At 63.2% G+C, this 25950-nt stretch carries 19 protein-coding genes and 2 pseudogenes; 12 read left to right on the top strand and 9 right to left on the bottom strand.

What is annotated here, in order from left to right; translation table 11 throughout:
- Positions 1–373: 373 nt before the first annotated feature.
- The gene (locus ACFVJ3_RS44180) at positions 374–1465 is read right to left on the bottom strand and encodes a Glu/Leu/Phe/Val dehydrogenase (protein ID WP_378458084.1); all 1092 of its coding nucleotides are present in this window, start codon (positions 1463–1465) and stop codon (positions 374–376) included.
- 267 nt (positions 1466–1732) lie between these two features.
- Here ACFVJ3_RS44180 and ACFVJ3_RS44175 point away from each other — a divergent pair, with 267 nt between their 5' ends.
- A complete protein-coding gene (locus ACFVJ3_RS44175; protein WP_378458083.1) occupies positions 1733–2854 on the top strand; it encodes a pyridoxal phosphate-dependent aminotransferase in 1122 nt (373 codons plus the stop codon).
- A 99-nt stretch (positions 2855–2953) separates the two neighbouring features.
- Here ACFVJ3_RS44175 and ACFVJ3_RS44170 read toward each other — a convergent pair whose 3' ends face one another.
- Positions 2954–3715 (bottom strand): GntR family transcriptional regulator, encoded by a 762-nt coding sequence (locus tag ACFVJ3_RS44170; RefSeq protein ID WP_378458082.1) that lies wholly within the window; start codon positions 3713–3715, stop codon positions 2954–2956.
- Between the two features lie 316 nt (positions 3716–4031).
- Here ACFVJ3_RS44170 and ACFVJ3_RS44165 point away from each other — a divergent pair, with 316 nt between their 5' ends.
- The 4 genes from ACFVJ3_RS44165 to ACFVJ3_RS44150 all read left to right on the top strand — a co-directional run bounded on the left by ACFVJ3_RS44165 (position 4032) and on the right by ACFVJ3_RS44150 (position 10508).
- The gene (locus ACFVJ3_RS44165; protein ID WP_378458081.1) at positions 4032–5420 is read left to right on the top strand and encodes an MFS transporter; all 1389 of its coding nucleotides are present in this window, start codon (positions 4032–4034) and stop codon (positions 5418–5420) included.
- A gap of 26 nt (positions 5421–5446) precedes the next feature.
- Complete coding sequence (locus ACFVJ3_RS44160; protein WP_378458080.1) at positions 5447–5986, top strand: cysteine hydrolase family protein; 540 nt, start codon at positions 5447–5449, stop codon at positions 5984–5986.
- 498 nt (positions 5987–6484) lie between these two features.
- Positions 6485–6808 carry a hypothetical protein gene (locus ACFVJ3_RS44155; RefSeq protein WP_378458089.1) on the top strand — a complete coding sequence of 108 codons (324 nt, stop codon included), beginning with the start codon at positions 6485–6487 and terminating at the stop codon, positions 6806–6808.
- Positions 6809–7091: 283 nt separating this feature from the next.
- Positions 7092–10508, top strand: coding sequence for a protein kinase (locus tag ACFVJ3_RS44150; RefSeq protein WP_378458079.1), 3417 nt, complete (start codon positions 7092–7094; stop codon positions 10506–10508).
- A gap of 230 nt (positions 10509–10738) precedes the next feature.
- Here ACFVJ3_RS44150 and ACFVJ3_RS44145 read toward each other — a convergent pair whose 3' ends face one another.
- The 3 genes from ACFVJ3_RS44145 to ACFVJ3_RS44135 are packed head-to-tail and all read right to left on the bottom strand — an operon-like array spanning position 10739 to position 12054.
- On the bottom strand, positions 10739–11545 hold the full coding sequence (locus ACFVJ3_RS44145) for an NAD(P)H-dependent oxidoreductase (protein ID WP_378458078.1): 807 nt from the start codon (positions 11543–11545) through the stop codon (positions 10739–10741).
- Positions 11440–11781, bottom strand: coding sequence for a DsbA family protein (locus tag ACFVJ3_RS44140; protein ID WP_378458077.1), 342 nt, complete (start codon positions 11779–11781; stop codon positions 11440–11442). Before ACFVJ3_RS44140 ends, ACFVJ3_RS44145 begins: the two co-directional genes overlap by 106 nt.
- A gap of 48 nt (positions 11782–11829) precedes the next feature.
- Entirely contained in the window at positions 11830–12054 is a 225-nt protein-coding gene (locus ACFVJ3_RS44135) for a hypothetical protein (RefSeq protein WP_378458076.1), read from the bottom strand.
- 573 nt (positions 12055–12627) lie between these two features.
- On the opposite strand from ACFVJ3_RS44135, the gene ACFVJ3_RS44130 reads away from it, so the two are divergent.
- Positions 12628–13965 (top strand): M6 family metalloprotease domain-containing protein, encoded by a 1338-nt coding sequence (locus ACFVJ3_RS44130; protein WP_378458075.1) that lies wholly within the window; start codon positions 12628–12630, stop codon positions 13963–13965.
- A 678-nt stretch (positions 13966–14643) separates the two neighbouring features.
- Here ACFVJ3_RS44130 and ACFVJ3_RS44125 read toward each other — a convergent pair.
- Positions 14644–14882: pseudogene (locus tag ACFVJ3_RS44125) on the bottom strand (integrase core domain-containing protein); the annotation flags it as partial.
- Positions 14883–14980: 98 nt separating this feature from the next.
- On the opposite strand from ACFVJ3_RS44125, the pseudogene ACFVJ3_RS44120 reads away from it, so the two are divergent.
- The 5 genes and pseudogenes from ACFVJ3_RS44120 to ACFVJ3_RS44100 all read left to right on the top strand — a co-directional run bounded on the left by ACFVJ3_RS44120 (position 14981) and on the right by ACFVJ3_RS44100 (position 20177).
- A pseudogene (locus ACFVJ3_RS44120) lies at positions 14981–15872 on the top strand (IS982 family transposase).
- 258 nt (positions 15873–16130) lie between these two features.
- Complete coding sequence (locus tag ACFVJ3_RS44115) at positions 16131–16346, top strand: hypothetical protein (RefSeq protein WP_378458074.1); 216 nt, start codon at positions 16131–16133, stop codon at positions 16344–16346.
- Positions 16343–16696: a hypothetical protein gene (locus ACFVJ3_RS44110; protein ID WP_378458073.1), complete on the top strand. Its 354-nt coding sequence runs from the start codon at positions 16343–16345 to the stop codon at positions 16694–16696. The genes ACFVJ3_RS44115 and ACFVJ3_RS44110 overlap by 4 nt, the downstream gene beginning before the upstream one ends.
- A gap of 690 nt (positions 16697–17386) precedes the next feature.
- Positions 17387–18904: a M15 family metallopeptidase gene (locus ACFVJ3_RS44105; protein ID WP_378458072.1), complete on the top strand. Its 1518-nt coding sequence runs from the start codon at positions 17387–17389 to the stop codon at positions 18902–18904.
- A 13-nt stretch (positions 18905–18917) separates the two neighbouring features.
- Positions 18918–20177, top strand: a complete 1260-nt coding sequence (locus tag ACFVJ3_RS44100; RefSeq protein WP_378458071.1) for a DUF4185 domain-containing protein — start codon at positions 18918–18920, stop codon at positions 20175–20177.
- A gap of 506 nt (positions 20178–20683) precedes the next feature.
- On the opposite strand, the gene ACFVJ3_RS44095 is transcribed toward ACFVJ3_RS44100, so the two are convergent.
- Entirely contained in the window at positions 20684–23116 is a 2433-nt protein-coding gene (locus ACFVJ3_RS44095) for a DUF4185 domain-containing protein (RefSeq protein WP_378458070.1), read from the bottom strand.
- Between the two features lie 807 nt (positions 23117–23923).
- Between ACFVJ3_RS44095 and ACFVJ3_RS44090 the strand changes: the two genes are divergently transcribed.
- Positions 23924–24724, top strand: coding sequence for a hypothetical protein (locus ACFVJ3_RS44090; RefSeq protein ID WP_378458069.1), 801 nt, complete (start codon positions 23924–23926; stop codon positions 24722–24724).
- 362 nt (positions 24725–25086) lie between these two features.
- Here the strand turns inward: ACFVJ3_RS44090 and ACFVJ3_RS44085 are convergent, their stop codons facing one another.
- Together ACFVJ3_RS44085 and ACFVJ3_RS44080 are read right to left on the bottom strand one after the other, a co-directional pair.
- On the bottom strand, positions 25087–25239 hold the full coding sequence (locus ACFVJ3_RS44085; protein WP_378458068.1) for a hypothetical protein: 153 nt from the start codon (positions 25237–25239) through the stop codon (positions 25087–25089).
- A gap of 393 nt (positions 25240–25632) precedes the next feature.
- On the bottom strand, positions 25633–25950 hold a 318-nt coding region (locus ACFVJ3_RS44080), incomplete at its 5' end, for a LysR substrate-binding domain-containing protein (protein ID WP_378458067.1).

Genomic DNA, 25950 nt, shown 5'->3' with positions numbered 1-25950 from the left:
TCTCCTGGAGTGGATCGTTTTTGGGGAAGGGCGGGGGCAGCAGGTCGGGGCCGGGCCGCCGGTTGTGTGCCGCGTCACGCTAACCCTAAACCCAGGTTAAGATATTTACAACTAGTAGTTGAGATATTTATGGACTCTACTCATCTCTGGTCATCTCCGCCTCGTAACGGGTGACCAGTGCTCCGCCGCTCTGCAGTCTCGGTGGGCGTGCCTCGCCGATCCGCCCACTGGACGTCCCCGCGCAGTGTCCGCGAGAACACCAGTCACCTCGGGGCAGGTGTGGCGGGTCGAGCGAGACTCGCCCTCTCTCAAAGTGACTCGTGTATCAGCGCAAGGCTGGGGGCAGGCGGCCGCAGTGCTCCGCGGACGTGGCTCAGTGACGCGCGGCGTCGATGCGGGCGTCGGCGACTCGGTTGGCGGCGGCGCCGGCCGAGACACCGTCGAGGGCGGCGACGTCGAGAATTTCCTGCACCGTGTCGAAGATCTTCTCCACGCGGGGGGTGACGTCGGCTGCGGACTTGTGCTCGAGCTCGCCTGCCATCTGAATCAAACCGCCCGCGTTGGCCACGAAGTCCGGCACCCAGGTGATGCGACGCCTGGACAGGGACTGTTCCACGGTCGGGTCGACCAGTTGGTTGTTGGCGGCCCCGCAGACAATGGTTGCCGACAGGTCGCGAACGCTCTGATGGCTCAGGGTCGCTCCGAGGGCGCAGGGGGCGTAGATGTCGAGCGGCGAGGAGATCACCCCGGTCGCCGGTGTGAGGTCCGGGAAGTCCTGGGTGGCGCGGTTGAGCGCATCGGCGTTGATGTCGCACGCGACAACGGACGCGCCGGCTTCGATCAAGAGACGGATGAGGTGATATCCCACCTTCCCGGTTCCCTCCACGCCCACGTGCCGCCCCGCAAGGTTGGCGGATCCCCACGTGGATGCGGCCGCGGCGCGCATCGAGTGGAAGACGCCGAGCGCGGTCAGTGGTGCACTGTCGCCCGAGCCGCCCGCCGCCACGTTGCGACCGGTTACGTGGTGTGTGTACCTGCCGATTACGTCCATGTCATCCGAGGTGGACCCTACGTCGCCGGCGGTGATGTAGCGGCCGCCGAGGGTTTCGACGAAGTGGCCGTACGCCGCGAGTAGTGCCTCGGACTTGAGCGTGCGGGGGTCGCCGATGATGACCGCCTTGCCGCCGCCGAGTTGCAGTCCGGCAGCGGCGGCCTTGTAGGTCATGCCCTTCGACAGCCGGAGGGCGTCGGTCAGTGCCGCCCGCTCGTCGGCGAAGGGGTAGAAGCGTGTGCCTCCGAGGGCCGGGCCGAGAACGGTGGAATGGATCGCGATGATCGCCTTCAACCCGGATTTCGCATTCTGGCAGAAGACGACTTGCTCGTGAGGTGAGTCCACGAAGTCGAGACGATCGAAGACGAAGGTGCGGTCGACATCTCCGACGGTGTCGTGGCTGGTCAAAGTCATGTTCGTGACCTATCTGAGGGGCGGCGCCGGATGAGACCGCCGCCATCGGTCGTGTGGACCGGAGTTGGTTGGCTGGGGTGTGCCAAGCGGGGCATGATTCGCCGTACCATCCTGAGATACTTTGAGATCGTTGTAAATATCCTAATCCGGAGTTACTGTCGTCACAAGGCTGCAAATGGGTGTCTCGTTGCGACTTCCCGCGCGGCAGGCCAGTTGACCGCCTGCGCTGCGCCTTTCCGACGTGATCGAAGCTTCGAAGGAGTTCTCATGCTCGAACGACTACCTGCGCTCGTACTGTCCGAGCGTGCCCAGGTCCGCTGGCGCGCCGGCCAGGAGATGGTCCCGATGCGCGGTGTCCCGATGTTGCCGATGCCGCCGCACGTCGTCGATGTTGTGTCGCGGGCGGCGCCGGAGGTCTTTCCGCGTGACAGCCGAGGATCGCTCATCCTCAAGACCGCGGTCGCCGAACATTTGCGGGATGAGTTCGACTTGGCCGTGAATCCGGACCGGGAACTGCTGGTCACGCACGGCGCTCAGCACGGGCTCAGCGTCGCATTGCGCGCGCTGCTCGGGCCGGGTGACGAAGTCCTGATTCCTGCGCCCTCGTACTTTTTCGACGGCACCGTGCGGCTGGCCGGTGCGATGCCGCGGTACGTGCCGTCCGTGGAATCCGACGGCTGGCGGCTTCCTCTCGACCAGCTGGAGGCCGCGATTTCGCCCCGGACCCGGGCCGTCCTCCTGTGCAATCCCAACAACCCGACGGGGACCGTGCCCACACGGGAAGAGCTGACCATCGTGCTCGATCTTGCCCGCCGGCACGGCTTGTACGTGTTTGCCGACGAGTCCTACGAACGGTACGTGCACGAAGGGCCCGGATATGTGCCTCAGATGTCACTCGTGGACAGCTACGACCGGCTCGTCACGTTGACCAGCCTCAGCAAGAACTACGCGTTCACGAGTTGGCGAGTGGGCTACATCCACGCGAAAGCGGATCTGATCGACATCATCCATGCGGCACTGGAGTGGGATGCGATCAACATCGGTGACATCCCGCAGCTGGCCGCCGCGGCGGCGATCAGCGGACCCCAGGATTGGCTCGACCGTGAATTCTCCACGTTCCGGACGCGCCGTGACCTTCTCCTCGAAGGCGTTGCGGCTGCCGGCTTGACGGTGGTCACTCCGCATGCGGGGATCTTTGCTTTCGTGAACTTTTCGCCGCTTGGAGTTACGGGAGTTGAACTCGAGGAGACGTTGCTCGACGCGGGTATTGCCGCGCTCAGCGGTGACCGTTTCTTCGGTCCCGGGACATGCGCGCGGGTGCTGTACGGGGGAACCGAGCCCAGCCTCGTCCAGCTCGGTCGACAGTTGAAGTATTGGCGCACCGCGTAAGCGCGTAGACGCCAGGGGGCCCCTTTTTCGCATGGTTTCCGTGTGAATAGGGGCCCTTAGTTCTCAATCGGTACGTCTGCCAGGGACGCACCGAAATGGTTAACGCGGCACGCGGGCGTTGTCGACGGCGGCGGTCGGGATGACGGGAACCCGGATTTCGACCGAGGTCACTTCTGGGCTGGTTGTGAGGGCCTGCAGGATTTCTCGCCGTGCGGACTGAGTGCGGACCTTCATCGCTGCTCGTGCTGCCTCGGGATCCCGGTTGATGATGGCATCGACGACCGCCCGGCGCTCTTCGGTCCTGAAGGGGGGCATCTCGGGTTCGAGCATGACCGCGAGCCTGCCGATACGTTCGATCTCGTCGAAGACGTCGATGATGCTCGCGGCCAGTCGGTCGTTGCCGCATCCATTGGCGATGATGGCCTCGAACTCGTAGTTGGCCCGCAGTCTCTCGTCGAGATGGGGGCCGCCGAGTTGTCCGTAGCCGTCGTCGACGCACAATTCGACCAGCCGGGTTCGGTCTTCCTCGGACAGGCCCTTGGCGGCGGTGAGCGCCGCGGCCTCACTCTGGAGGATTGTGCGCATGTCGCAAAGATCGGCTACATCGCTGAGAGTGATCGACGAGACGACATATCCTGCCCGGCGGATCGGGACGACCAGACCGTCGCGGTGGAGCCGTGCCAACGCTTCCCGCACTGGGGTCTTGCTCAGTCCCCATGCGGCTGCGACCTGCTGCTCGGTGAACTGCTCGCCGGGCTTGCGCGCGAGTTCGATGATTTCTCGTTTGAGGCGCTGATATGCCTGCTCCATCAGGTTCGATCCGTCGTGAGCGGATTGGATCAAAGCTGGCTCGAACTTCATAGCGTCTCCTCCGCTGCACTTTCAGATACCAGTACTCATCGTAGAGGGAGGCTAGTCACTCACTAAGTATCCTAAGCAGCTCTTGTAAATATCTTAAACTGTCTCTACTGTCGTGATACAGGCCACAGCGAGCGGCGACCCGAGTCAGGCTCAACTGCAGCAACTCGACTCGGTCACTACCGCCACGGGCCGCGTCGTATCTGAAAACCGGGTTGGTCCGATCGCCACACGCAGTCCTCGTGCTGGGCACTGCGGCTGCGAGATAATGCTCGCAGCGGGACATGGCCAGCCATCCTCCCTAATGAAAGGCCCAGTCATGATCAATGACGGTGCTGTCGTCACACTCGATGACGAATCCGAACACCGCATGTGGCGCAAGGTCGGATTCCGAATCCTTCCGCTGGTCGGTGTCGCGTACATCGTCAGTTACATCGACCGGGCCAACCTCGGTTACATCGCCAAGCCGATGGGCGCGGACCTGTCCATGACCTCGGCTCAGATCGGGCTGGCGGCGGGCCTGTTCTTCATCGGATACATCCTTGTCGAAGTACCCAGCAACATGATGCTGCACCGCTTCGGCGCGCGACTGTGGATCAGTCGCATCATCGTCACCTGGGGAATCATCACTATGTTGACCGGGGCGGTTCACTCCGCCAGCCAGCTGTACATCGCACGGATTCTGCTCGGATTCGCCGAGGCCGGCCTCGCCGCAGGAATCCTGCTCTATCTGACGTTCTGGTTCCCCAAGAAGCAGCGCACGTGGGCGATGTCGACGTTCTTCCTCATGATTCCGCTGTCCGGGATCCTCGGCGCACCGGTCGCGGCGGCGCTCCTGAAATGGGGACAGAGCGTATTGGGTATCGAAGGCTGGCGTTCACTGTTCGTCGTCGAAGGTGCGGTCACCGTCCTCGTCGGCATCGTGATCCTGCTCTTCCTCCCGGACCGGCCCTCGAAGGCCAAGTGGCTCAACGCCGCAGAGAAGGCGCACATCGAGGGTGTCCTCGCGCACGAGACCGAGCAAAGCGTCGGCCACGGTGCACTGACCGGCATGCGACAGGCACTGCTCGACAAGAAGGTGTGGGCGCTCGGGTTCTCGTTCTTCGCGATCGTATTCGGGCTCTATCCCATTGCCTTCTTCCTGCCGACGATGATCTCCAACCTCACCGAGACCATCGGGTCCGCCGGGAACGTGTCCAGCGTCTTGCTCGCCGCCATTCCGTCGGTTGCAGCCATGGTGGCAATGGTGCTGTGGGCGCGTGTCGCCGCGAAGAAGTCGATCATCTTCTCTACCACCGTGCCGATGGCATGCGGTGCGATCGGACTGGTCGCCGCGACGTTCACTCAGAACGGTGTGCTGTTCATCATCGCCGTCTGCGTGAGTGTGTCGGGCATCTACACCGCGATCCCGCAGTTTTGGCGCCTGCCGGCGCTGAGTATGACCGGTGCGGCCGCGGCCGCCGGAATCGGCCTGATCAACTCTATGAGCAACCTCAGCGGATTCATCGGGCCCTACATGACAGGTGCTATAGAGACGGCCACCGGCAGCTACACCTACGCGCTGCTGGCCATCGCCGTCATCATGGTTCTGGGCATCGTGGTTCTGCTCACCGCTGGGCGGCGTGCGGAACGAATCGGCAGCGAGGAGGGTGGTACCTCCTTTCACACGGACGTGACCGAGCCCCGACTCCTTACGGAGAACAAGTGACCTCCAGTCGAAACGTTGGATTGATCGTGGGCGATGTCCAACGCGGGATCATCGCCCAATTCGGTTTCGCCCGCCAAGTTCTCCCCACGCTCGAGCACGTAATTCCCGCTGCCCGAGCGCACGACATCGATGTGATCTTCCTGCGAGCGGGATTCCGTGCAAACGGGGCGGATATCAACCCTCGAAACACTCTGTTCCGCAACCTGTTCGAGATGGGTGAGGTCTTTGATGCCGACTCGCCCAGTACCGCCATCGAGCCGGGTCTCGGACCGGAAAAGGGTGACACCGTCGTCCTGAAGAGGCGGACGAGCGGGTTCTTCGGAACTGAACTCGATCTCATTCTCCGCAGCAAGAACATCGATAACATCGTCATCTGCGGTGTGGCCACCGGCGCTATGGTCGCGGCCACCGTCTTCGCCGCATCCGACCTCGACTACCGTATTACCGTCCTGCGGGACGGCTGCGCCGACGGCGACCAGTCCGTCCATGATCTGTTGATGGACAATCTCTTTCCATCGCGCGGCGCACAGGTATTGGACGCCAAAGAGTGGATCGACACCCTCTGAACACGACCGAAACGATGACGCGGCGGGACACGATCCGATCTCGTGCCGCAGACTCTCCACCTTCGATATAGATGCGTCCGCCGCGATCCGGCTTCAGACGCAAGAAGGACGACGACAACATGACTCAGTCCATCGAACCTCACCTGAGGCCGCACGACCTCGCTGATCGATGTCGATCCGGCTCCGGGCCGGTCCTGCTGACCGGTGTGCAGGCCATTGCCCGCGGCCGGGTCGAACCCACCGACCGACTCGAGGACAGGGAGCCACCGGTGGCGAAACCGTTCGCCACCGGCGGCGAGACGCGGTTGGACATGCTGTCGATCGAATGCGAGGACACCAGCGCGATGGTGCCCCGGGTGACGTCGATGTTCTTCCGGCTGGGAGTCGAGCTGAGAGATTTTTCGACCTGGAGATCGGTGCGAGCGGAGGGCCCGGCAAGGCGTCGTTGTCGCTATCCGGATCCCGGGGCACCTTTCGCCGGAAATACTCGTCAAACGCTTGAATCGGCTGATCGGGGTCATCAAGATCAGGCACGCGGATTCCATTCTCGAGGTCCCACACTGCAGCACCTTCGTGGAGGTGGGGGCAACCGGTCATTTCGTCGAGGGCGTCGCGCTACTCGGAATCGAGTTCCGTGCGGCAGTCCTCGACTACACCCGCAACTTCATCGTTCTCCGCTTCTCCGGACCGCCGGACCGTCTCGGCTCGGTCTTGGAGCGCCTCACCAAGCTCGGCGCCAAGAGGATGCGTGGGGACATCCGGGTGTCGACACGACAAGTGACGTCCGCGGTCCTGCTCGGCCGCATACCAACCCCCACCTGATCGGAGCAGGCTCATGTGACTCGAAGACATCTGGTGCGGGCCCACCTACACGACCCGACCCGTAGGTCCACCCGGAGAACCGTCGACTGTGGGTACAGGTCACGTCCTACCACCGGGCGTCCACTGTCGATCCAACGCCTTCAGAAGTTTTGTGGGGGCTAGCGATACCCTAAAACCACAATCACCGGCGAAGCATCAGCCTGCGCCAGCTCACCGGAAACCCAACCTCAGCGCGGTCGCGGCGGCCACCCCGTCGATACCGAACGCAGAAATCTCGGCAACCATGTCCGACTTCGTCCCCGACAAGACACAACGCCACCTCCCTCGGATCAAATCGGACCTGGACGCGGCCGGCTTCGACGACGCAGAGGAAATTGCGCGCGGCGGTTTCGGCGTCGTCTATCGATGCCGTCAGGCACACCTCGACCGGACCGTGGCAGTCAAGGTACTCACCAGCGATCTCGATCAGGCGAACTGTGACCGTTTCCTCCGCGAACAACGCATCATGGGGCGCCTGACAGGCCACCCCAATATCGTCAACGTCCTCGAAGCCGGCGTCACCGATGCTGGCCGACCGTTCATCGTCATGCCGTACCTGCCACAGAGCTCACTCGAGTCCCACATCCGGCGCGACGGTCCCCTTCCGTGGACCGCGGTCATCAGCCTCGGCATCAGCATGGCGTCGGCCCTGGAGACGGCGCACCAGAGCGGAATCCTCCACCGCGACGTCAAGCCCGGCAACATCCTCTTCACCGACTATGGAGGACAGCAGCTCACCGACTTCGGAATCGCACACCTCACGGGTGGGTTCGAAACCGGCGCCGGCACCCTCACCGGGTCACCGGCCTTCACCGCCCCGGAGATCCTGCTGGGCAAGCCTGCCTCGATCGCCGCGGACATCTACAGCCTCGGTGCCACACTCTTCTGTGCGCTGACCGGCCATGCCCCCTTCGAACGCCACAGCGGTGAGAAGGTGATCGCCCAGTTCGTCCGCATCACCACCGACCCGATCCCACGGCTGGCCGGGCTGGGCATCCCCGACGACGTGTGCGCGGCAGTGGAAAGATCAATGTCCGCGAACCCCGCCGATCGCCCGAAGACCGCAGCCGAACTCGGTATCGCGCTACAACACGCTCAGCGCCAACACGGATATCCCGTGGACGAGATGGCCTTGAATACTGCGCACCCCGAGCACCCCGAGCACACAGGGCACACACCGCCCACCGAGGAGCCGATCGCAGACAGCGCCGCCCGCATCCAGCCTCGCTTCACCGTCGCCGAGGCACCGTCACCATCCAACATCAAGCCCACACCCCCCGCGTTCGGGAACGTTCCCGGGAATCTCTCGGTAGAACTCACCAGCTTCGTCGGTCGCCGCCAGGAACTCGCCGCGGCACGCAAGCTGCTCACCAGCGCCCGCCGCCAGGAACTCGCCGCGGCACGCAAGCTGCTCACCAGCGCCCGCCTTCTGACATTGACCGGTATCGGAGGTGTCGGAAAGTCCCGGCTCGCGCGACGCATCGCAACGGACATTCGCCGCGTGTTCGACGACGCCGTCTGGCTCGTCGAACTCGGAGACCTGCACGACCCGGACTTACTCGCCGAGATCCTGGCCACATCACTGCACCTGCGCACGGACACCGGACTACCCGTCGAGCACATCCTCATTCAGCACCTTGCCTCACGCCGACTGCTTCTCGTGCTCGACAACTGCGAGCAAATCATCACCGCAGTCGCGAGACTCACCGAGACATTGCTACGAGCATGCCCGGATCTGCGGATCCTGGCCACCAGCCGCGAGCCGATCGGCATTCAGGGCGAAGTCGCTCTGCGAGTGCCACCATTAGGGATCCCGGACGCCGACAAGGAGCCGCCCCTACGCGGGCTTCCCCAATACGACGCCGTGCAACTCTTCGCCGACCGAGCGACCGCCGCCGTGCCCACCTTCGAGGTCAGCGACGACAACCGCGTAACCGTGACCCGCATCTGTCAGCGCCTCGACGGGCTCCCACTGCCCATCGAACTCGCCGCAGTCCGGCTGCGCGCTATGTCCGCCGAGCAGATCCTCGCGAGGCTGACCGACCGCTACCAGCTCCTGACCTCGGGCGGTCGCACCGCCCCTACCCGCCAGCAGACCCTCCGGCTCTGCATCGACTGGAGTTACGACCTGTGCACACCACAGGAACGAACACTGTGGAGCCGATTGTCCGTATTCGCGGGCAGCTTCGAACTGGACGCGGCCGAGGCGATTTGCGGGCGCGACTTCTCACCGCAGCTGCTGCTCGACCTGGTGTCTTCGTTGGTCGACAAGTCCATCCTCATCCGAGAAGACGCCGGGACAGTCGTGCGTTATCGGCTACTCGACACACTCCGCGAATATGGTCGAGGCAAACTCGATGCACAGACAGACCTGGAAGAGCTTCGCCGCCAGCACTGCGAGTGGTACTCGCAACTAGCAACGCAGGCCGAAGCTGAATGGCTCAGCTCCCACCAGGCAACGTGGATCGCGCGACTGGACCGCGAACAAACGAACCTGCGGGACATGCTCGAATTTTGCCTCTCCGACGCTGCGGATACATCAGGTGTCGAGATGGACCGAAGTACCGGACTGCGAACGGCAGCGACGCTATCGGTGTTCTGGCTCGCACGAGGACAATTCAGCGAGGGAGAACGCTGGCTCACCCGCCTCCTCTCGCAGCCGACACCCGGACCCTCACACGAACGGGCATCCGCGCTGTACTCCACGTCCATGTTCGCAGCCGCGCAAGGGCTGATACCCGCAGCGCAGGATCGCCTCGCCGAACTCAGACTCTTTGCCGACGAGCTCAACAGCCCAGCACTGCGGACCCTGTCCACCCACGCCGCCGGATATCTCGCGCTCTACAGTGGTCGGCCCGCCGACGCGATCGGAGACTTCGAAGACGCTGTCACCAGCTTCGAACAGGAAGGAAACCTACTCCGACAAGTCGGAAGCCTGATCGGACTGGCACTCGCCTGCGGACTTACCGGCGACGAATCCCGGGCTGTCCGCTGCCATGAGCGCATTATCGCGATCACTGAACCATTGGGTGAGTCGATCTACCGCTCGTACTCGCGATGGGCGTGTGGGCTCGCGGTGTGGTTGCAAGGTGACCCGGAGCGGGCTGTGCAACTGCTCCAACAAGGTCTGCGGTTGACGCGTCTCGTCGACGACCCACGCGGGTCCGCATGGTGCCTGCAGACGCTGGCGTGGATTGCCGCCGAGCGGCGCGACGCCAGACGCGCCGCAGTGCTATTGGGCGCTGCGGAAACGCTCTGGCAGGCGATGGGCAGCCCCACGATGCAGTTTCCGAATCTTCGCCGCTACCAGAAGGAATGTGAGCGACGCGTCCAAGCGATGCTCGGCGGCAAGGGATTCGAAGCTGAGTCCGCACGTGGCCGCTCACTCAAATCCGATGAGGCCATCGCCTTCGCCCTCGACGAGAAGGCCGAGCAACCCGCTCGAGACAACGATCCGGGCGTGAGTTTGACACGTCGTGAATTGCAGGTGGCCCGGTTGGTAGCCGAGGGAATGACGAACCGGGCTATCGCCGACAGGTTGGTGATCTCACCCCGCACCGCCCAGGGACATGTCGAGCATGTCTTGGTCAAACTCGGCTTCACTTCAAGAGCGCAAATCGCAGCCTGGATTGTCGAGCGCGAGCCGACCCCTCGCCCCTGACCAGGGGTCATTCGCCTCCCTCTCCCTCTGCGGGGGCGGTGAGCGCCACGTCGGCGGCGTTCCACCCGTCGAGTTCGTACCCGGGGCCGCATCAAGAAGCGCGTCACCCAGTCGAGGTTTGCAGTTCTGAATCGAGTTGCATTGGAGCATCGTTCGTGCCGTGCCGTGCCGTGCCGTGCCGTGGCTTCGGCGGAGTTGGCTTGGCGAGGGTCCGGTACATTCGCTGTGGGTTAGTCGCTAGCGGAGAATGGCGACCGGTGATCTGATTTAGTTTCAGATGGCCACGTCCAGCCGCGTTGCGTGTTGCGGTGCAGGGTGTTTGCGATGTCGTGGCCGGTCCAGTGTATGGAGTCGATGCCGGCGTCCTCGATGGCGTCGCATAGGCGACCGAATTGACGGTTGCGCGATTGTAGGATTTCCCTGTCTGACACACGGCTTGGGGCGACCATATATCGCCACCGCGGTTCCCGAGCGGTCAATATCGAGTGGGGGAGGGTCCGCTCCCGACGAGCGGTCCGGCAATGGCCCAATCTTCCCGCGAGCAGGCCGCATTGAAATTCCTGTACCCGGCGACCTGAGCGCTGGGCCTTGAACACGGAAGGCATCGAGTAGTTGTACATCGGGACGGCAAACAGGTAGGAGCTCGCGCCCAGGAACTCTTCGACGAGTTCGTCCTGCAAGGTTGCCACCGTCCTCTGCTCCGGGGCGTGTTGGTGGGCGGGTGTGGTGCGAGCGGTGATACCGGCAGCGTCCAAATGGCCGAGCGGGTTGAGGGCAAGGTCGCGTTGGACGACGTCGCCGCCCCAGGCCTCGGCGAAGGTGTCAGCGACCTGCCGGGAGTAGGAGGCGGCCGGAGGCCGAGGAGTCGATGCGCAGAAGGTAGGACATGGTCTTGCTTTCTGTGTCAGGTGATGTCGCTGTGTGGTTGTGCTCAGGAGGGCTGTGTGCCTGGGACGACGCAACCGTCCGAGCCGCAGATGCCGTCGGCGTGGGCGACGGTAGGGAGCGCCCGCGGGACGGTATGACCGGCGTCCCACGTATCGGTCATCGCGGCGAGAAGATGATCCGTGCCGATGGCCCCGTTGATGGTGCGGCTGCCGTCGATGACGAGGAAAGGCACGCCGCGGGCACCTAGGCGTTGAGCCTCGCGCTGGTCGGCTAACACCTGCGCGCGGTAGCGACGGTCGTCGAGGACCTCGGTGGCCTCCTCTCGATCCAGACCCAGTTGTGCAGCGAAGTCGAGCACCTCGCTTCCGATCCCGGAACTTGTCAAGGTGTTTGAGTCCAACGGGTGTTACGCGGCGGGCTGATCCGCGGCGGGTTAGGCCTCCTCGTGCTCGGCGACGGGCTGGTTGATCCAGGCGTCGGTCGGCAGGTCGAGGATCTTCGGGGTACCGGTTGTGCCGAAAGGCTCGGGGCGCTCGAGGCGGGCCGAAGAGAGCACCGCAGCGCGTTCGTCGGCCTTGTGAGCGGCCAGTCCGACGTGCGCGTTGGCGGGGGTGTGCAGGCCGATGCCGGTATGGCGATGGTCGTGGTTGGCCAGCATGGGCTACGACGCCGCCGCTGATCCACGGTAGCTTCGACCGCCTCCGTACGGACTGCTGCCGGAGCGCTTTGCTCCGCGGTAGCGAGTACGGTAGCGGAGGTTTGCCCTGCTCGGTCCATCAAAACTGCTCCCCGACCGGCTACCATCAGAACCGTTCGGTTTGTCGACAACCGCGAGATGAGACTCAAGCGCCGCAAGCTATCAGTCGTCAGCAGTCTTGAGCGCCCGGACGTGCGACGACGAGCGCACCCTCCGCGTTCGATGGTGAATCGGACTTCTCTCTCCGCCCGAGCCGCAAACCCGACACGGGACGAGTAGCCCATTACTCGCGACGGCGTGCGTCACCCAGGGCAGACTTGAATCGTCCGATGGAGCACCTTGAACCGTCCGATAGAGCACGCCGACGTTGCTGGGCAAGCGGCAGCACCCCCATCCACCGGAACATGAACGTCGAAGGAGAGCACGACGATGAGATACTCCCTCAGCCCTGTGCGGCGACATGGTCACAGCACCCTGGGGCCATGTCCAGTACCGCTGTCCCCGAAAGCGATGGCGCAACTCTATACGCGCTACTTGGAGCTGAAGAACTCGAATCGGTTGCCGGCGGACATCACGTTCGAGCAATACTATGACGTCTGGCGATCTGGACGGCGCGGCGAGAACTTTGTAGGTCTCGACGACGGGGCCACGACACACGGGCCAAGCACCGACAAGGAACTGATCACCCGCCCGGACACGCAGCTCAAGGGTGTCATCCGCACCATCGTTCTCCTTGTTGACTTCCCAGACAAATCACACGATTCCGAGCACGGAACCGGGTACTACGAGGAAATGCTGTTCAGCAGCGGAACCTTCCCGACCGGAAGCATGCGCGACTACTACCGGAAAGTGAGTGGCTTCGATGCGGCCACCGGCACCGGGATCGACATCCAAGGAGCCGTGCACGGCTGGTTCCGGCTACCACGACCGCTCAGCGCCTACGCCGACGGCAACTCGGGTATGAGCAACAACTTCCCCCGCAACGCACAAGGTTTGGCGCGAGACGCCGTCCGCGCCGCCCTCGCCGAGGGCATCGACTTCACACCCTTCGACGCGCTTGGGGAAGATACGGTCACCGCCATGTTCATCGTCCATGCCGGCAGTGGGGCTGAGGAAACCCGGTCCAAGGACGATATCTGGAGCCTGAAATGGGTGATTCCCGGTGGCGTCGAGGTTGGCGCGAACCTATCTGTGAGCACTTTCCTCACTGTCCCCGAAGACTGCAATATGGGGGTTTGCGCCCACGAGTGGGGTCACCTTGCGGCACGCTGGGCCGACTACTACGACACCGGGCAGAGCGATCACACTAGATCGGCCGGACTCGGAAGCTACTGCCTGATGGCTGCAGGCAGCTGGGGAAACCAAGGACTGACCCCCGTCTTCCCCAGCGGGATGCTGCGCATGTTCCATGGGTGGACAACGCCGAAGCTCGTCACCAAGTCGACCACGAATATCGCATTGAAGCCGGCGGCCCAGGGCGGGAATATGCTGTTCGTTCAGAACAAGAGGAAGATGAGCGAGTCTCAGTACATCGTTGTCGAATACCGCCGTCGGCGAGGTCAAGATACGTTCTTGCCGGATGAGGGCATTGCTATCTACGTCGTCGACGAGGCAATTGAGAATGTAAATGACGAAGAGGGCCTGGCGATCGAATTGCTCCAGGCGGACGGTCGGCGAGATCTCGCAGCAATATTCCGTGGCGGAAATCGCGGCGACGAGAATGATTTGTATCCGTTCAACGGCAACAATGTCGTTGGCGAAGCAACGAATCCGGCGCTTAACCTTCCTGGTGACAGATGGTCAGGAGTCACCATCAGCGTGAAGGGCACCCCAGGCGATGACCAGATGCATGTTGATGTAGCGATGGCGTGATCAACCCCGACCGCGCGGACCGAACAGACTCATTACTGAGTGACAGAGCGTCAGTACGCATCGGCACCGTATCCACCGCCGAATCACGGTGATCGCGGACGTGACTCGGGCGGATTGGTACCGGGGTCCAAGTCGGAATTGAGGTCGGGCCGATGCCTTTCGTCCCGCCATCAACTTCATTGCACGAAAGGAGCTAGGTATTAGCAGTATTCACCAATCCCCAGGGTAGAAATAGATTTCACGTAAGTCTGACGGCCCGGCAACCGGTGATCGCACCACCTCCACGCCGTAGTCGTCAGCTCGTGCGCAGGCAACTGCACTCAGCAGCCGAACTTCGTGAACCTGGACTTCCAGACTTTCCACAGTCTCCTGGTCACCCTGGGCGGCACCCGGCCGGATCGAGACTTAAGGTTCCGTTCTGATCGACCATGGGTAGCGGTAGGGTTCCGACCCAGCATCCAAATGGTTCGCAGGGCGTCCGCATTGGGACGTACAGATCGGTCCTGGCGAACGTGAGACATCCAGTGGTGTGCGAAAATTGAACCGTCGTCGTACTTCCCAGTGACAACTTGTCGTCGCACCAGCCGACAGCGCCACACCAGGAGCAACCCGGGCAACGGAGGGCGAAGCCGGCCAACAGTTCGCGTGAGGTTGCACCTTGAAAGTGGACACCGGATTTCATGCGGCAGCTGACAGCGTAGACAACGCGATCAGTCGTTGTCCGAACTCGATGGGAGTGAGGTAGCCGAGGGCGGAGTGACGGCGTCGCCGGTTGTAATACAAGAGCCACTCGAACAGCTCCAGCCGTCCCTGCGCCTTCGATGTCCAGCCCCGTCCGTGCAGCCATTGCCGTTTGAGGGTCTGGAAGGACGACTCGCGAGGGCGTTGGCGTAACTTGACCCGACCCGGTCTCGACTACGGTGGCGGTGCTGAAGGTTGGCGCCCGAGCTAGATGGTTGATTCCGTGAAGCGTGTCGCGGAGGAGGAGTAGGCGGAGGGTTTCCAAGATCAAAGCGTGACCAAAGAACTGGAAACCCTCCTGACCGAACTGTATGTGCTCATCGACGATCATGTCGTCGAACCCCGCTCCGGTCGGGGTCGGCGGCCCGTGCTCAGCGATGCCGAACTGCTCACCCTGGCCGTGGCACAGATGCTGCTCGGGTTCGATTGTGAACGCCGGTGGATCCGGCACGCCCACCACAGCGTCGAGTTGCGTGCCCTGTTTCCCTACATTCCCGGACAGTCGGACTACAACAAACGTGTCAGGGCGGCACGAGGGTTGCTGTGCAAGGCAATTCAGACACTGGCGCGGATCTCACCATCCTGGTTCGACGACCTGTGGATCACCGACGCCACCCCTGTGCCCTGCGGTATGTCTCGTGAGACGGTGAAGCGGTCGGACCTGGCCGGGCACGCCGGGTACGGCTATTGCGCCTCCCATTCGCGCTTCTACTGGGGGCTGAAGCTGTATCTGGTCTGTGCGGGCGACGGGATGCCGATCATGTGGTGCCTGGCGAATCCGAAGCTCGGTGAGCGTGAGGTGGTGACCGCGCTGCTCGAACGCGATCATCACCTGATTCGGTCGGGGCAGATCCTGCTCGCCGACAAAGGCTTTTCCGGCGCACAGTTCGCCGATACCACCGCCGCGATGGGTCTGAAGCTGCTGCGACCGGACCGTAAGGACGAAACGTACAAGAACGGCAATCTCGGCGGGGTGCGGCAGTGGATTCGAATCGGTCAACCACACGTTGAAAGGGCAGCTTGGCCTGGAGGAACACGGTGGCCGTACCACGCACGGGGTGTTCGCCCGCGTCGCCCAGCGTGTGCTGGCGATGGCCGCCGGCATCTGGCACAACTGGAACATCGGCGCCACTGCCAAGCGATCATTGATCGCCTACGACCACTGATCCGTTCAAGGAATCAATCATCTAGAGTGCGATCCGACTGGAATCGGGTGCGCTTGCCGACTGAGCGGTGCGGGGCTGGAGTCGGTAGACGAGGTGTGGCGGGCTACCCCGCGACTTGCGGTAATTTGTCCACAACCTGGTAGATGCGGTGCTCTTCGGGCCGGTTTCCATCTTCACCCAGCGATGCGTATCTGAGCCGTACTGGGTACGGCTTTGGGGTAGACTTACCAGGTCAGCTCACACCTTCAGGAGGACATCATGAGCAAGGACGGCGTCTCCAAGGTCACCGCGAATCTGCCCAACGACGACATCAAGACGCTCGACGAGATCGCCAAGCGGCACGCCTCGACCAAGACCAGCGCCCTGGTCCGGGCCATCCGCACCACCGCCTACATCGACGAGGCCGCCTCGAAGGGCGCCAAGGTCTTCATCGAGGAGCCCGATGGCACCAAGCGGGAGGTTGTCTTTAAGTGACCGAACCGGAAGGGCACATCGTGCAGGGGGAGGGCACTGACACCGCCCTGGACGACGCGCACGTGGACGAGGTCAACGTCGGCACCGCCGACCCCCAGGTGACCGAACAGCCCGAAGTAACCATCCGCCGCCTCGACGAACGCCAGGAGGACACCCGCAAGGCGCTGGCGATCGGCCTCTCCGTCGCGACCTTCCTCGTCGGCCTGATCTACCTACTCGTGCCCCTGTGGGCAGGGGCCGACAAGTGGGACCGCGCCAGCAGTCCGTTCCAGGTCGTCTTCACCGCGATGGTGGGCCTGACCGGCAGCGCCATCGGCTACTACTTCTCCTCACGAAAGCCCCCGTCGTAGGAAGGACGAGCACCGCGGATCGGCCTCCCCGGTGGCTACGCCGACCCTCAGCAGCGGGTACAGAGGTGTTGTCGGCGGTGGCCGGTAGCCTGCGGTGATGACCATCGACCGGGGAGCGGGCAGGCGCGATGACAGGCGATCGTGAACAGGGTGGGGGGCCGATGGGTCCGCCGATATCGCTGCTCAGGACACGCCGTCGATGCAACATCGGCGGCCACACCGTGCGGGTCACTGGCGACGCGTCACTCGCCTGGTGCAACCGCCCACGCTCACACGGCGCTGACAGCACCACATGGTGGTGGCCGCCAACTCGATCGACGCGGCCGGCACCACGCTTCGGAGGGGGAGCGGGCGCGCGCACCCCCCAGCACCAGGTCATTACTCGGAACGTGTCGTCGCCCGAACTTTCATGTCCGTAGATTCGGGCAACTCATGCCCGCCACGCGGATTTCCTCGCGACCGTTGACAACTGGTTGGTCGACCATGGTGTGCTCCGGGAACGAGTAGGGCGCTACTCGCGATATTTTGCCGCGTCGAGCGTCACACTGATGTTCGGGCGAACCGTGCGGGCGCGCGTTGGTGTCGGTGCGTGGTCCTATCGTCCGGGATGCACGACGCGACGACCATTCGCCGCGGCAGGGTCGGCGACCGCCCGATCGTGGTGGTGAGACAGAAACGAGGGTGAGCGCGATGGCATTTCGCACCTACCAGGGGAACACCTTCTCCGAGAACGGCTGGCGCATTTGCGATACCGGCGAGATCGTCAAGCCGCTGGTGCCGGGCACGGACAACGTGCGTCCGGAGGTGCGGCGCGGTGCGGCGGCGACGATCCTGATAGCTTGGGCGGCGGTCTGGCATCGGCGGATTTGGCGGATCGACAGCTACCGGCCCCGCGACTACTGGGGGTTCAGCTGGGACAACGATATTGCCAACAGCAATCACCTGAGCGGGACGGCGGTGGATCTCAATGCCACCCGGTTGCCGTGGAAGGTGCGGGCGTCGGTGAACATGCCGGCCGACAAGATCGCGGCGGTCCGCCAGATGCTCACCGAGTTCGAGGGCACGGTGTTTTGGGGTGAGGACTGGGCCACCAAGGACCCGATGCACACCCAGATCAACCTCCCCGAGGGTGACACCCGCCTGGACGCCTTCGCTACCCGGCTCGAGAACGGTTACCTCTGGGTGTACGGGCCACCCGATCCGGACGCGTTCCCCCTCCCGGCGGGGTACTACTACGGTCCGCTCGACGGGCCCGCCGAGGCGATCAGTGGCCTGTTCCCCACGGACCCGCAATCCTGGAAGGACGGCCTCAAGCGCTGGCAGAAGACCTGCGGGATACCGGAAACCGGAATTTGGGACACAAACACCGCACGCGCGGCGACCGCGCTGCAGATCGCGAACGGATGGCCGGTGACCGGCTATCTGTTCGAGGGCGAATGGAATGTCGTGATTCGCCACGGGCAACGCCCTGACCTCGACGGGCCGGGCACCCCGCCGACGCCGCCGGTGGTGCGCGGCAAGACCTGGGCGGATGTGTCGCAGTACCAGATCACCCCCGTCACCGACGCGTACCCGTACGACATCTTCTGTTTCCGGTCCAACAGCGGGAACATGCGGGATACGAAGTTCGCCGCGAACCACGACTGGGCGGTGCGTGCGTGTGAGGACGGCCGGCTGCGGTTTTTCATCGTGTACTGGTTTTTTCGGCCCGGTCAGGCGAACATCGATTTGCTGATGCAGATGGTCACCGAGCAGGGTGGGCCGCATCCGCGGATGGTCGTCATGGCCGACGTCGAGGACGCGGCCGGGGCGATCACCGGTGACCAGTCGGCGGAGGTCAATGACGAGATCCGGCGGGCACGCGAATGGCTCGGCGAGCGGCGGGTGATCGGCTACTGGAATCCGGTGTCGAACGCGGACCTGTGGCGCACCCGCCCCGCGGGGCTGCGGTTGGTGACTCCCAGTTACGGCCGGGAGCCCGGATCGCCGAAGATCAAGCCTGACGGCTATTTCGCGCACCAGTACACCGACAACGGCCCGTGCCCACCGTTCGGTCGCTGCGACCTCAACTACACCCACCTGGGTACCGACGAACTCGATTCAATGCTCGGGCTGGGGCAAAGCCCCCCGCCCCCGGTTCCGGAACCGTTCCCGGTCGACGACGCGGCGCTGTGGGACTACATCGCCGGGGAGGTTCTCGGTCGATGAAATTGGTGCGGTCATGAAGATCAGGAATCTCACTCCGGTGCCGCAGTTCGGTGTGGGCGGGACCGACCTGGGCATCCCGGTCCGGGTGCCCACGGGCGAGATCGGATTCTTCTTCGGTGACACCTTCGCCGAGGACCGGGTCGGCGGCCCCGGCTGGCGCAGCCCGGTACTGCTCTACAGCCATACCCACGACCTCGATGACGGGGTGCAGTTTCACCGTGCGGCCGGGGGCAGTACCGCGAAGCAGCTCTGGGACTACCCGCACAACAACCCGGAGTTCAGCACCGTGCTTCCGACCGATGCGATCGTGATCGGTACCCGGATCTACCTGCACGTCATGGTGGTTCGTGGCCTGCCCGACACGCGGTGGACCGAGATCCAATACTCCGACGACAACGGGGAGACCTGGACCCACGGCGGACCCAAGGCTCGGTGGGAAGGATGGGAATTGGGCGGGCATCGTCGGATGCTGACCTGGGAACGCGGCGGTGACGGGTTCGTCTACGTGATGACCACCGGCGGCCTCGAACGTGACAAGAACGTGCTGCTGTTCCGCTGCCCCGAGGACCAGTTGCTGGACCGGGACTTCTACGAGCCCTGGGGGTTCAGCCACGGCGTGTGGGCGTGGGGTAATCCGGCCACCCCGATCCTGCCGGTCGGCTCCAAGGTGGGGGAAATGTGCCTGCGCCGGATGCAGAACAATTGGGTGCTCAGCTACTTCAACGAGGCCGAATACAACATCACCATCCGCGTCGTCGGGGAGATCACCGACAATTGGCACACCGCTCCAACGTTCCGGCCGGTGCGGGGACCGTCGGGGAACGGTGGCCCCGACGTCGTGACTCGCCTGTACGGCGGATACGTGCACCCGGACAGCACGTTCGACAACTTTCACATCATCGTGTCCGAATGGGCCGAATCCGGATGGCCATACCGGGCCATGCAATTTCGAGTACCGGTCCAACCCGCAGTACCGATCGAGGAGGACGAACAAATGAGTGCACGCGAAGTCGCCGCCGCGTTCCGGGACGACCACCCGGTCGCCCTCTACGACGGATCCGGCCGCAAGCTCGATCTGAGGGAGGCCATCGCCGAAATCTTGTGGAAGGAGGTCACCAATCTCGGTCTCGAAGGCCGACCAGTGTCCGCGGACCGTCAGGACGATCAGTTCGGCCACATACTGTCCACTCACGCCCTGGCCGAGCAGAACAACAAACTGCTCCGGGCACTGTGCGAGAAGGCGGGCATCGACGTCGATCAGGTGCTGGGGTAAACGCACGGTCCGTGCGGGTGGTGACACGGCGCAAATATTGGTCCTGCCCCGCTGCCGGTCCCGGCGGTGGCCCGCCCGCTGCCCCCGGGCCGGCGTACCGACCTGGGTCGGGCCGGCGTACCGACATGGGTCGGGCCGAGCGTCCCTCAACCTGCCGTCACCGCCGCGTTGCGCCGATTTCTCCGGCGACTGCGATTGCTTGACGCGCCTTACCGGTTCCCCATCGACAGCCCCCTATCGAAGGAGCGGTTTCCGCGCCGCCTATCCCACACACACAACACGAAACGTTGGGAAGTGGTACCGGGCGTCCAAAGTTGTTGGTATCCAGCGTCCAGCTCTGAAGGAGGGGGCCGGCCGACTGCGAGGGGGTCGTCCGTGCGGATCAACTTCGGGGTTTGACATTGTCATTCAGGTCAACAGGACCAGCCGCGATCCCACCCACCGGCGTTGCGGTCCTGCAGCCCGGAGAGACAGTGTCGAAGACCGCCGTTCCGGCGAAGGTCTTGTCAGTATCCGGGAACTCCGAGTTGGTGGGCGAGTGCGGCGATGGCGTCGACGATCGAGCGGCTTCCGAGTTGATTCCAGCCTTTTCCGTCTGGCCCTCTGATCTGATCCCACACGTCGCGGGCCCGGTCGTCGGTGCTGGCGGGCAGCGGGGCGGCCCCGGCGCCGGCTGGTGGGGGTGTCATCCCGGGAACGCCTTGGTGCATGCCGATCTCGGCGAGTGCGTCGACGACGGACCGGTTGTTGAGCTGTGGCCAGCCGGCGCCGGTGGGGCCGAGTAGTTGCAGCCAGAAGTCGAGGACGCAGTCGTCGACGCTGAGTTTGCCGGGGGCGCCGCTGAACAGTTCCCGGAGGCCGTCCAGTGTGCCCTCGTAGGCGTTGACGTCGACGAGTCGGCCGGCGACCTGGCCCTTGTCGGAGAATTGCAGAATCTCGACCGGGGCGCCGGGTGTGTAGTCGTTCCAGCCTGCGAATCCGCTGCCGGGGTAGATGACGGATGCGAATCCGGAGGCGGTGACGTAGTGCGAGTTCCACAGTGGTGGGGAATTGTTCAGCGGTGGTGATCCCATGTGGTCTCGCCAGTACCAGCGGGGAAGGTAGATGGCGCAGACTCGCATGCCGGCGGAGTTGATGGCGTCGACGAGGCTGCGCATGTTGGGTCCGCTTCCGGGGGTGTTGGGGTCTTCGTAGTCGAGCATGACCGGGATGTTGGGGTCGCCGAGGTGTGCTTTGAGGTTGGCGACCTGTGCGTTGATCGGATCACCGTTTCGGGCGAAGTGGTAGCCGCAGAACATGCCGGGGAAGTGTTCGAGCATCAGGTCGCGGTTGCGGGGCCAGAACGTGTCTTTGAAGAAGTCGCCCTCGGTGCACTTGGCGGCCATGAAGGAGAATCCCTCCCGTTTGGTGGCGGCGATGTCGAAGTTCCCTTGGTGGTTGGAGATGTCGACCCCGTAGAAGGTGCCGGCTGTCGGGTCGATGGTGCCGGGGTCAGGGTTGGCGGAGCCGACGAGGAGCGGTTGGGGGTCGATCGCGGCGCCCCCGAAGCGGCCGGGGGAGGTCCAGACCTCGAAGTGCAGGTGTGGGCCGGTGGAGTCGCCCTCGTTGCCCACGCGGGCGATCTGCTGGCCGGCGCGGACGAACATGCCTTCCGAGACGAGGAGGTCCGCGGCGCGCATGTGGCCGTAGACGGTGTCCACGTGGGCCGTGGGTTGGTGGTCGATGACGATCCAGTTTCCGAAGCCGGAGGCCGGGCCGGAGCGGACCACCACCCCTTCTTCGGCGGCGTAGATCGGTTCGCCTAGCGGGGCGGCGAAGTCGATGCCGTTGTGATTGGGCCGTGCAGGGGTGCGGAATCCGGATGAGATGATGTTGTTGCCGTTGATGACGGGCACAAAGCGAAGGGCCATGGGACTTGCCTCTCGAACGGCGGTGGTGGGTGTCGTGGCCGGCACCACCGGTTTGATGCCGGAAATTCGGTATTGCATCGCGCGGTAGGGATTTCCGCTGGCCGCCCACTGGCTCACGATCATGGCGAATCCGCCGGTACGGTCGAATCGGCTGTCGGGGTGGATGTAACAGCCGTAGAGCCGATCGACGACGTCGGGACCCCCTGGACTGAAGAACGATCCCTTCACCGGACGGTAGGTGGGGGCGGTGTGCCAGTTGTCGGTCGGTTTCGCCGCGACCTTGACGAAGGCGTTGTAGGCGCCGGCGTCGAACCCGGAGAACACCAGGTTGCCTTGGATGCGGCGGAGGCAGATTTCGCCGAGCTTGGTGCGATCGGGGAGGATGCCTTTGGTCGGGTCGTCGCCGGGCGGGTTGCCCCAACCCCAGGAGGTGCCGTTCCAGCCCCACGGTACCCAGGCTGAGGGGTCGGTGATCTGGGTTTCGGGGACGCGGTGCAGGATCGCGTTCTTGTTCCGGGCGAGACCGCCGGTGGAGATGATGTAGACGAACCCGTCGCCACCCTTCTCCCAGGTGACCATGGTGCGTTTGCCGCCGTAGACGGAGGTGGACCATTTGACGCCGGTGTCGGTCCAGTTCTCGCCGAGGTCGTCGGAGTACCGAATTTCGCACCACTTCTCGTTTCCGAGGCCCTGTGTGACCATGACCCAGAGGTAGATTCTGTTGCCGATCGAGATCGCATCGCAGGGCAGAATGGTGGAGTATTCCGGGTTGTCGTGTACGTAGTCCCAGAGCTGCCGCGCGTTGCGTGCCGCGGACGCGAAGGTGATCGGTGTGGTGACGTCGTGGGTGTTGCTGCGTAAGAGCATCGGGGATCGCCAGTTCGGTCCCCCCACCTGGGGTTGTGTTCCGGCGAAGGTGTCGCCGAGGACGAAGCCGATCTGGCCGCTGGGCATGCGGAACGGAATACCGAGGTCGGTGCCGCCGATATTGAACTGGGGCAGCGGGTTCAGAGACTTGACGAATGTCATCCTGCCCTCCCTCGGTCGGCACGAACTTCGCGCACCACCCCGGTTGGATGGAGATGGTGGGTGCCCAAGCTGCAGGCGATGTCGTTCAGAAGTTCAGCTCGCACCAACTTCGTCTCGCGAAGCCCGTTTTCAAGGAAAGAGCAGGGTTCTATGGGCTGAAGCCCACGTGGACCGGCCTCGGCTACCTATCAAGACCGGTCTGTTTCTATGGTCCTCCCATGGGGGTCCGAAGTCACTGACCGTTAGGAAGCCGAACTGCCTCGGCGACAGGCTGTTCACGGCATGGGGGAGCCCCGGTCGATCGCCTCGGCTCGACTTTCATTTAAGCCGGTGGTGGTCATCGTTTGTTGCCCTTGACTGCGATACTTGCCGCCGTCGCCGTCCGCTCGATTTTCGAGGTCGCCACCATCGTGGTGGTGCGCCGTGCCTCGGCAATCCGCGCCTGAGAGTGGCAACCCTGTGCGTTCGAGCACCTAACAATCAGTGACATTTGCCGACCGCGGGAGGACGATCGAAACAGACCGGTCTTGTCTCATACGACTGCCGTACCGGCGCGTTCCTGTCAGATCGGAAGTGCGAAGTGACCGCAATAGCCGACATCGAGACAACGAAGTTCACCCACTCGCGCGAGAATCGCGCGGCCGGGCTACCCGTTAACGATGCGGCGTGGATAGGTGAGGTATACGCCGCGTCCACCGCACTGGTACCGGATCAGCCTCTGTCTGACGCCGTCCTCCGCGGCTCCACTGTTCTCTTCGTCACGATCGGCGGCAGATACGTAGCGACGAGCCGTGGAGTGCGCTGATCATGACCTCGGACCGCGACAACCTAGTCAAGCTGGCGAACAAGTTTCAATTTCAGCTGTTGCTCGTGGCTGGAATAGTCATCGCAACCGGTGCCATCGGAGGTGTTCTCTACTCTTTAGTATACCCATCGGGGCAAAGGCTTGGAATAATAGCCTCGGGATTGGCTACGGGCGGCGTCGCGTTCTCTCTCGGCGTGTTTCTCGGATTCTTGTTCGGCCTTCCCAAGACAATTCAGTCCGAGAAACTTGGTGAGGACCGCAGGCTTTATCTTGCTAATACGAACCTCGAGCAAATATCTGACTGGCTGACAAAAATACTAGTGGGGGTGGGTCTGATACAACTGGGCCAGGTATCTGGGCAATTGGGGCGACTGGGGGACGCGTTGGCGCCCATGTTTGGGTCTGGCCCATCCAGTGCAGGCTTCGCTCTTGCGCTCTGTATCTACTTCTTGGTTAGTTCATTCATTCTCATGTATCTGTGGACCCGCGCGGGTTTTCCCACCGTCCTGCGAGCATCTGACGCGTACCTCGACGAGAAGATAGAGGCAAAGATTGAGGATGCATTCAGCAGTCGGGCGTCGGCGAACGCTAAGGCGCTTTCCCTTGCGGAACGGCAACTCAACGCAGATGAGGATGCGCCCAGTCAAGGTGACTTGGATAGTGCGACCGCGGGTGCGGCCCCGGAGTGGCGCGGACATCTATACCGGCGCGCAGAGGATCAGCGGTCGCATTCTTGGATTTTGGAAGACGCGACTTCCATTGAACGGCACCTCGAACCATTCCCATTTTCCGTGCGCTCATAAAAAATGATACGGAGCGTAAGTACTTTCGCAACTTTGGAAGCCTCGGATTCGCGTTGAAAGACATGCCGGAGCCGGATAATCTGGAAGCCGAGAAGGCGCTTACCGATGCAATCGATATTCGAGTCCAGTCGAATTCTTGGCGTATCTACGAATGGAATCGAGCGGTGGTCAGGATCCGGCTGGACCAGTCCTTTATTCGCGGCGAGCCATCGAATCCTCAGGTAGCTGACAGAATTAAGGCTGATCTCGCGGCGGCTCGAGCTAGCCTTCCGGCGCGATATTTCACGGCGGGGGAGGATGACGATGCCGATAGGGTGAGCAGGTGGGTGAGTCTGAATAGTTAGTCGGTGTGCATTCGGGCATCAAATGGGAATTTCGAAAAGTGCGTGGAATTCAGTGGGGTGGACGCCGCGGGTCTTCGCTGCCAACGCGTATTGCAGCCCCCGCGCGAGATACTTCTCGATCAGGCAATCGTCGATGTCTCGTCGTTCGAAGATCGGGACAGGTGGGGTCATCGACTCCATATGGGCGACGCTGAGGATGGGTGACTTGATGTCCGGGTGGTGGTGCAGACGACGCTGTAGGCGGCTTCCCGGATCATCCGCGGAGGATTCACCGCGTGTGACGGATCGGCTCCCTGCGGCAGTGGCACTGTAGGTGACGGCGAATTGGCGGGCGAGGGGGCGTACTCCGCGAGCAGAGTGTCACCAATGTCAGGTACAACGTCAACCGACAGCTGCGCGCACTCAATGGTGTGAAATATCTTGCTACACAGGTAGTTTAGGCTACACAGGTTAGATGCGAAGCCGTCTCGGGAACCCGATTCATCCAGTTCGCAGACGAACCACGCAACACGCTGACCCGGAATCGTGACTTGATGATTCACTAGATGAATCGATCTATTTGTCCTACAGGACGTCGTCTCTGAACTCCGTGGCACCGTCGATCAGGGCGCGTGTGCCCGCGCTCAGGTCGTCCCGCCGTGTGCAGAGGCACACCGCTGACCGCGGCGCATCCCTGACCGGCACGAAGACGACGCCCTCATGCCGTCGCGTGTCATCCACGAATTTGCTGGTAATCACAATCGCCGCTCCACTCGCCACCACCTCGAGCATCTCGTCCATGGTGCGCACCGACGGGCCGTAAATCACCGGCCGACCACTCGGCCGCGGGTCGCACGCCCACCACCTGACCCATTCGGGGTCGGCGCCGTCCGACCGGACATG

The sequence above is a fragment of the Rhodococcus sp. NPDC127593 genome, assembly GCF_042671975.1.
Classification (GTDB): domain Bacteria; phylum Actinomycetota; class Actinomycetes; order Mycobacteriales; family Mycobacteriaceae; genus Rhodococcus_F.
Note: the sequence above shows the minus strand (reverse complement) of the source record. Positions and strands in the feature narration are given on the sequence as shown.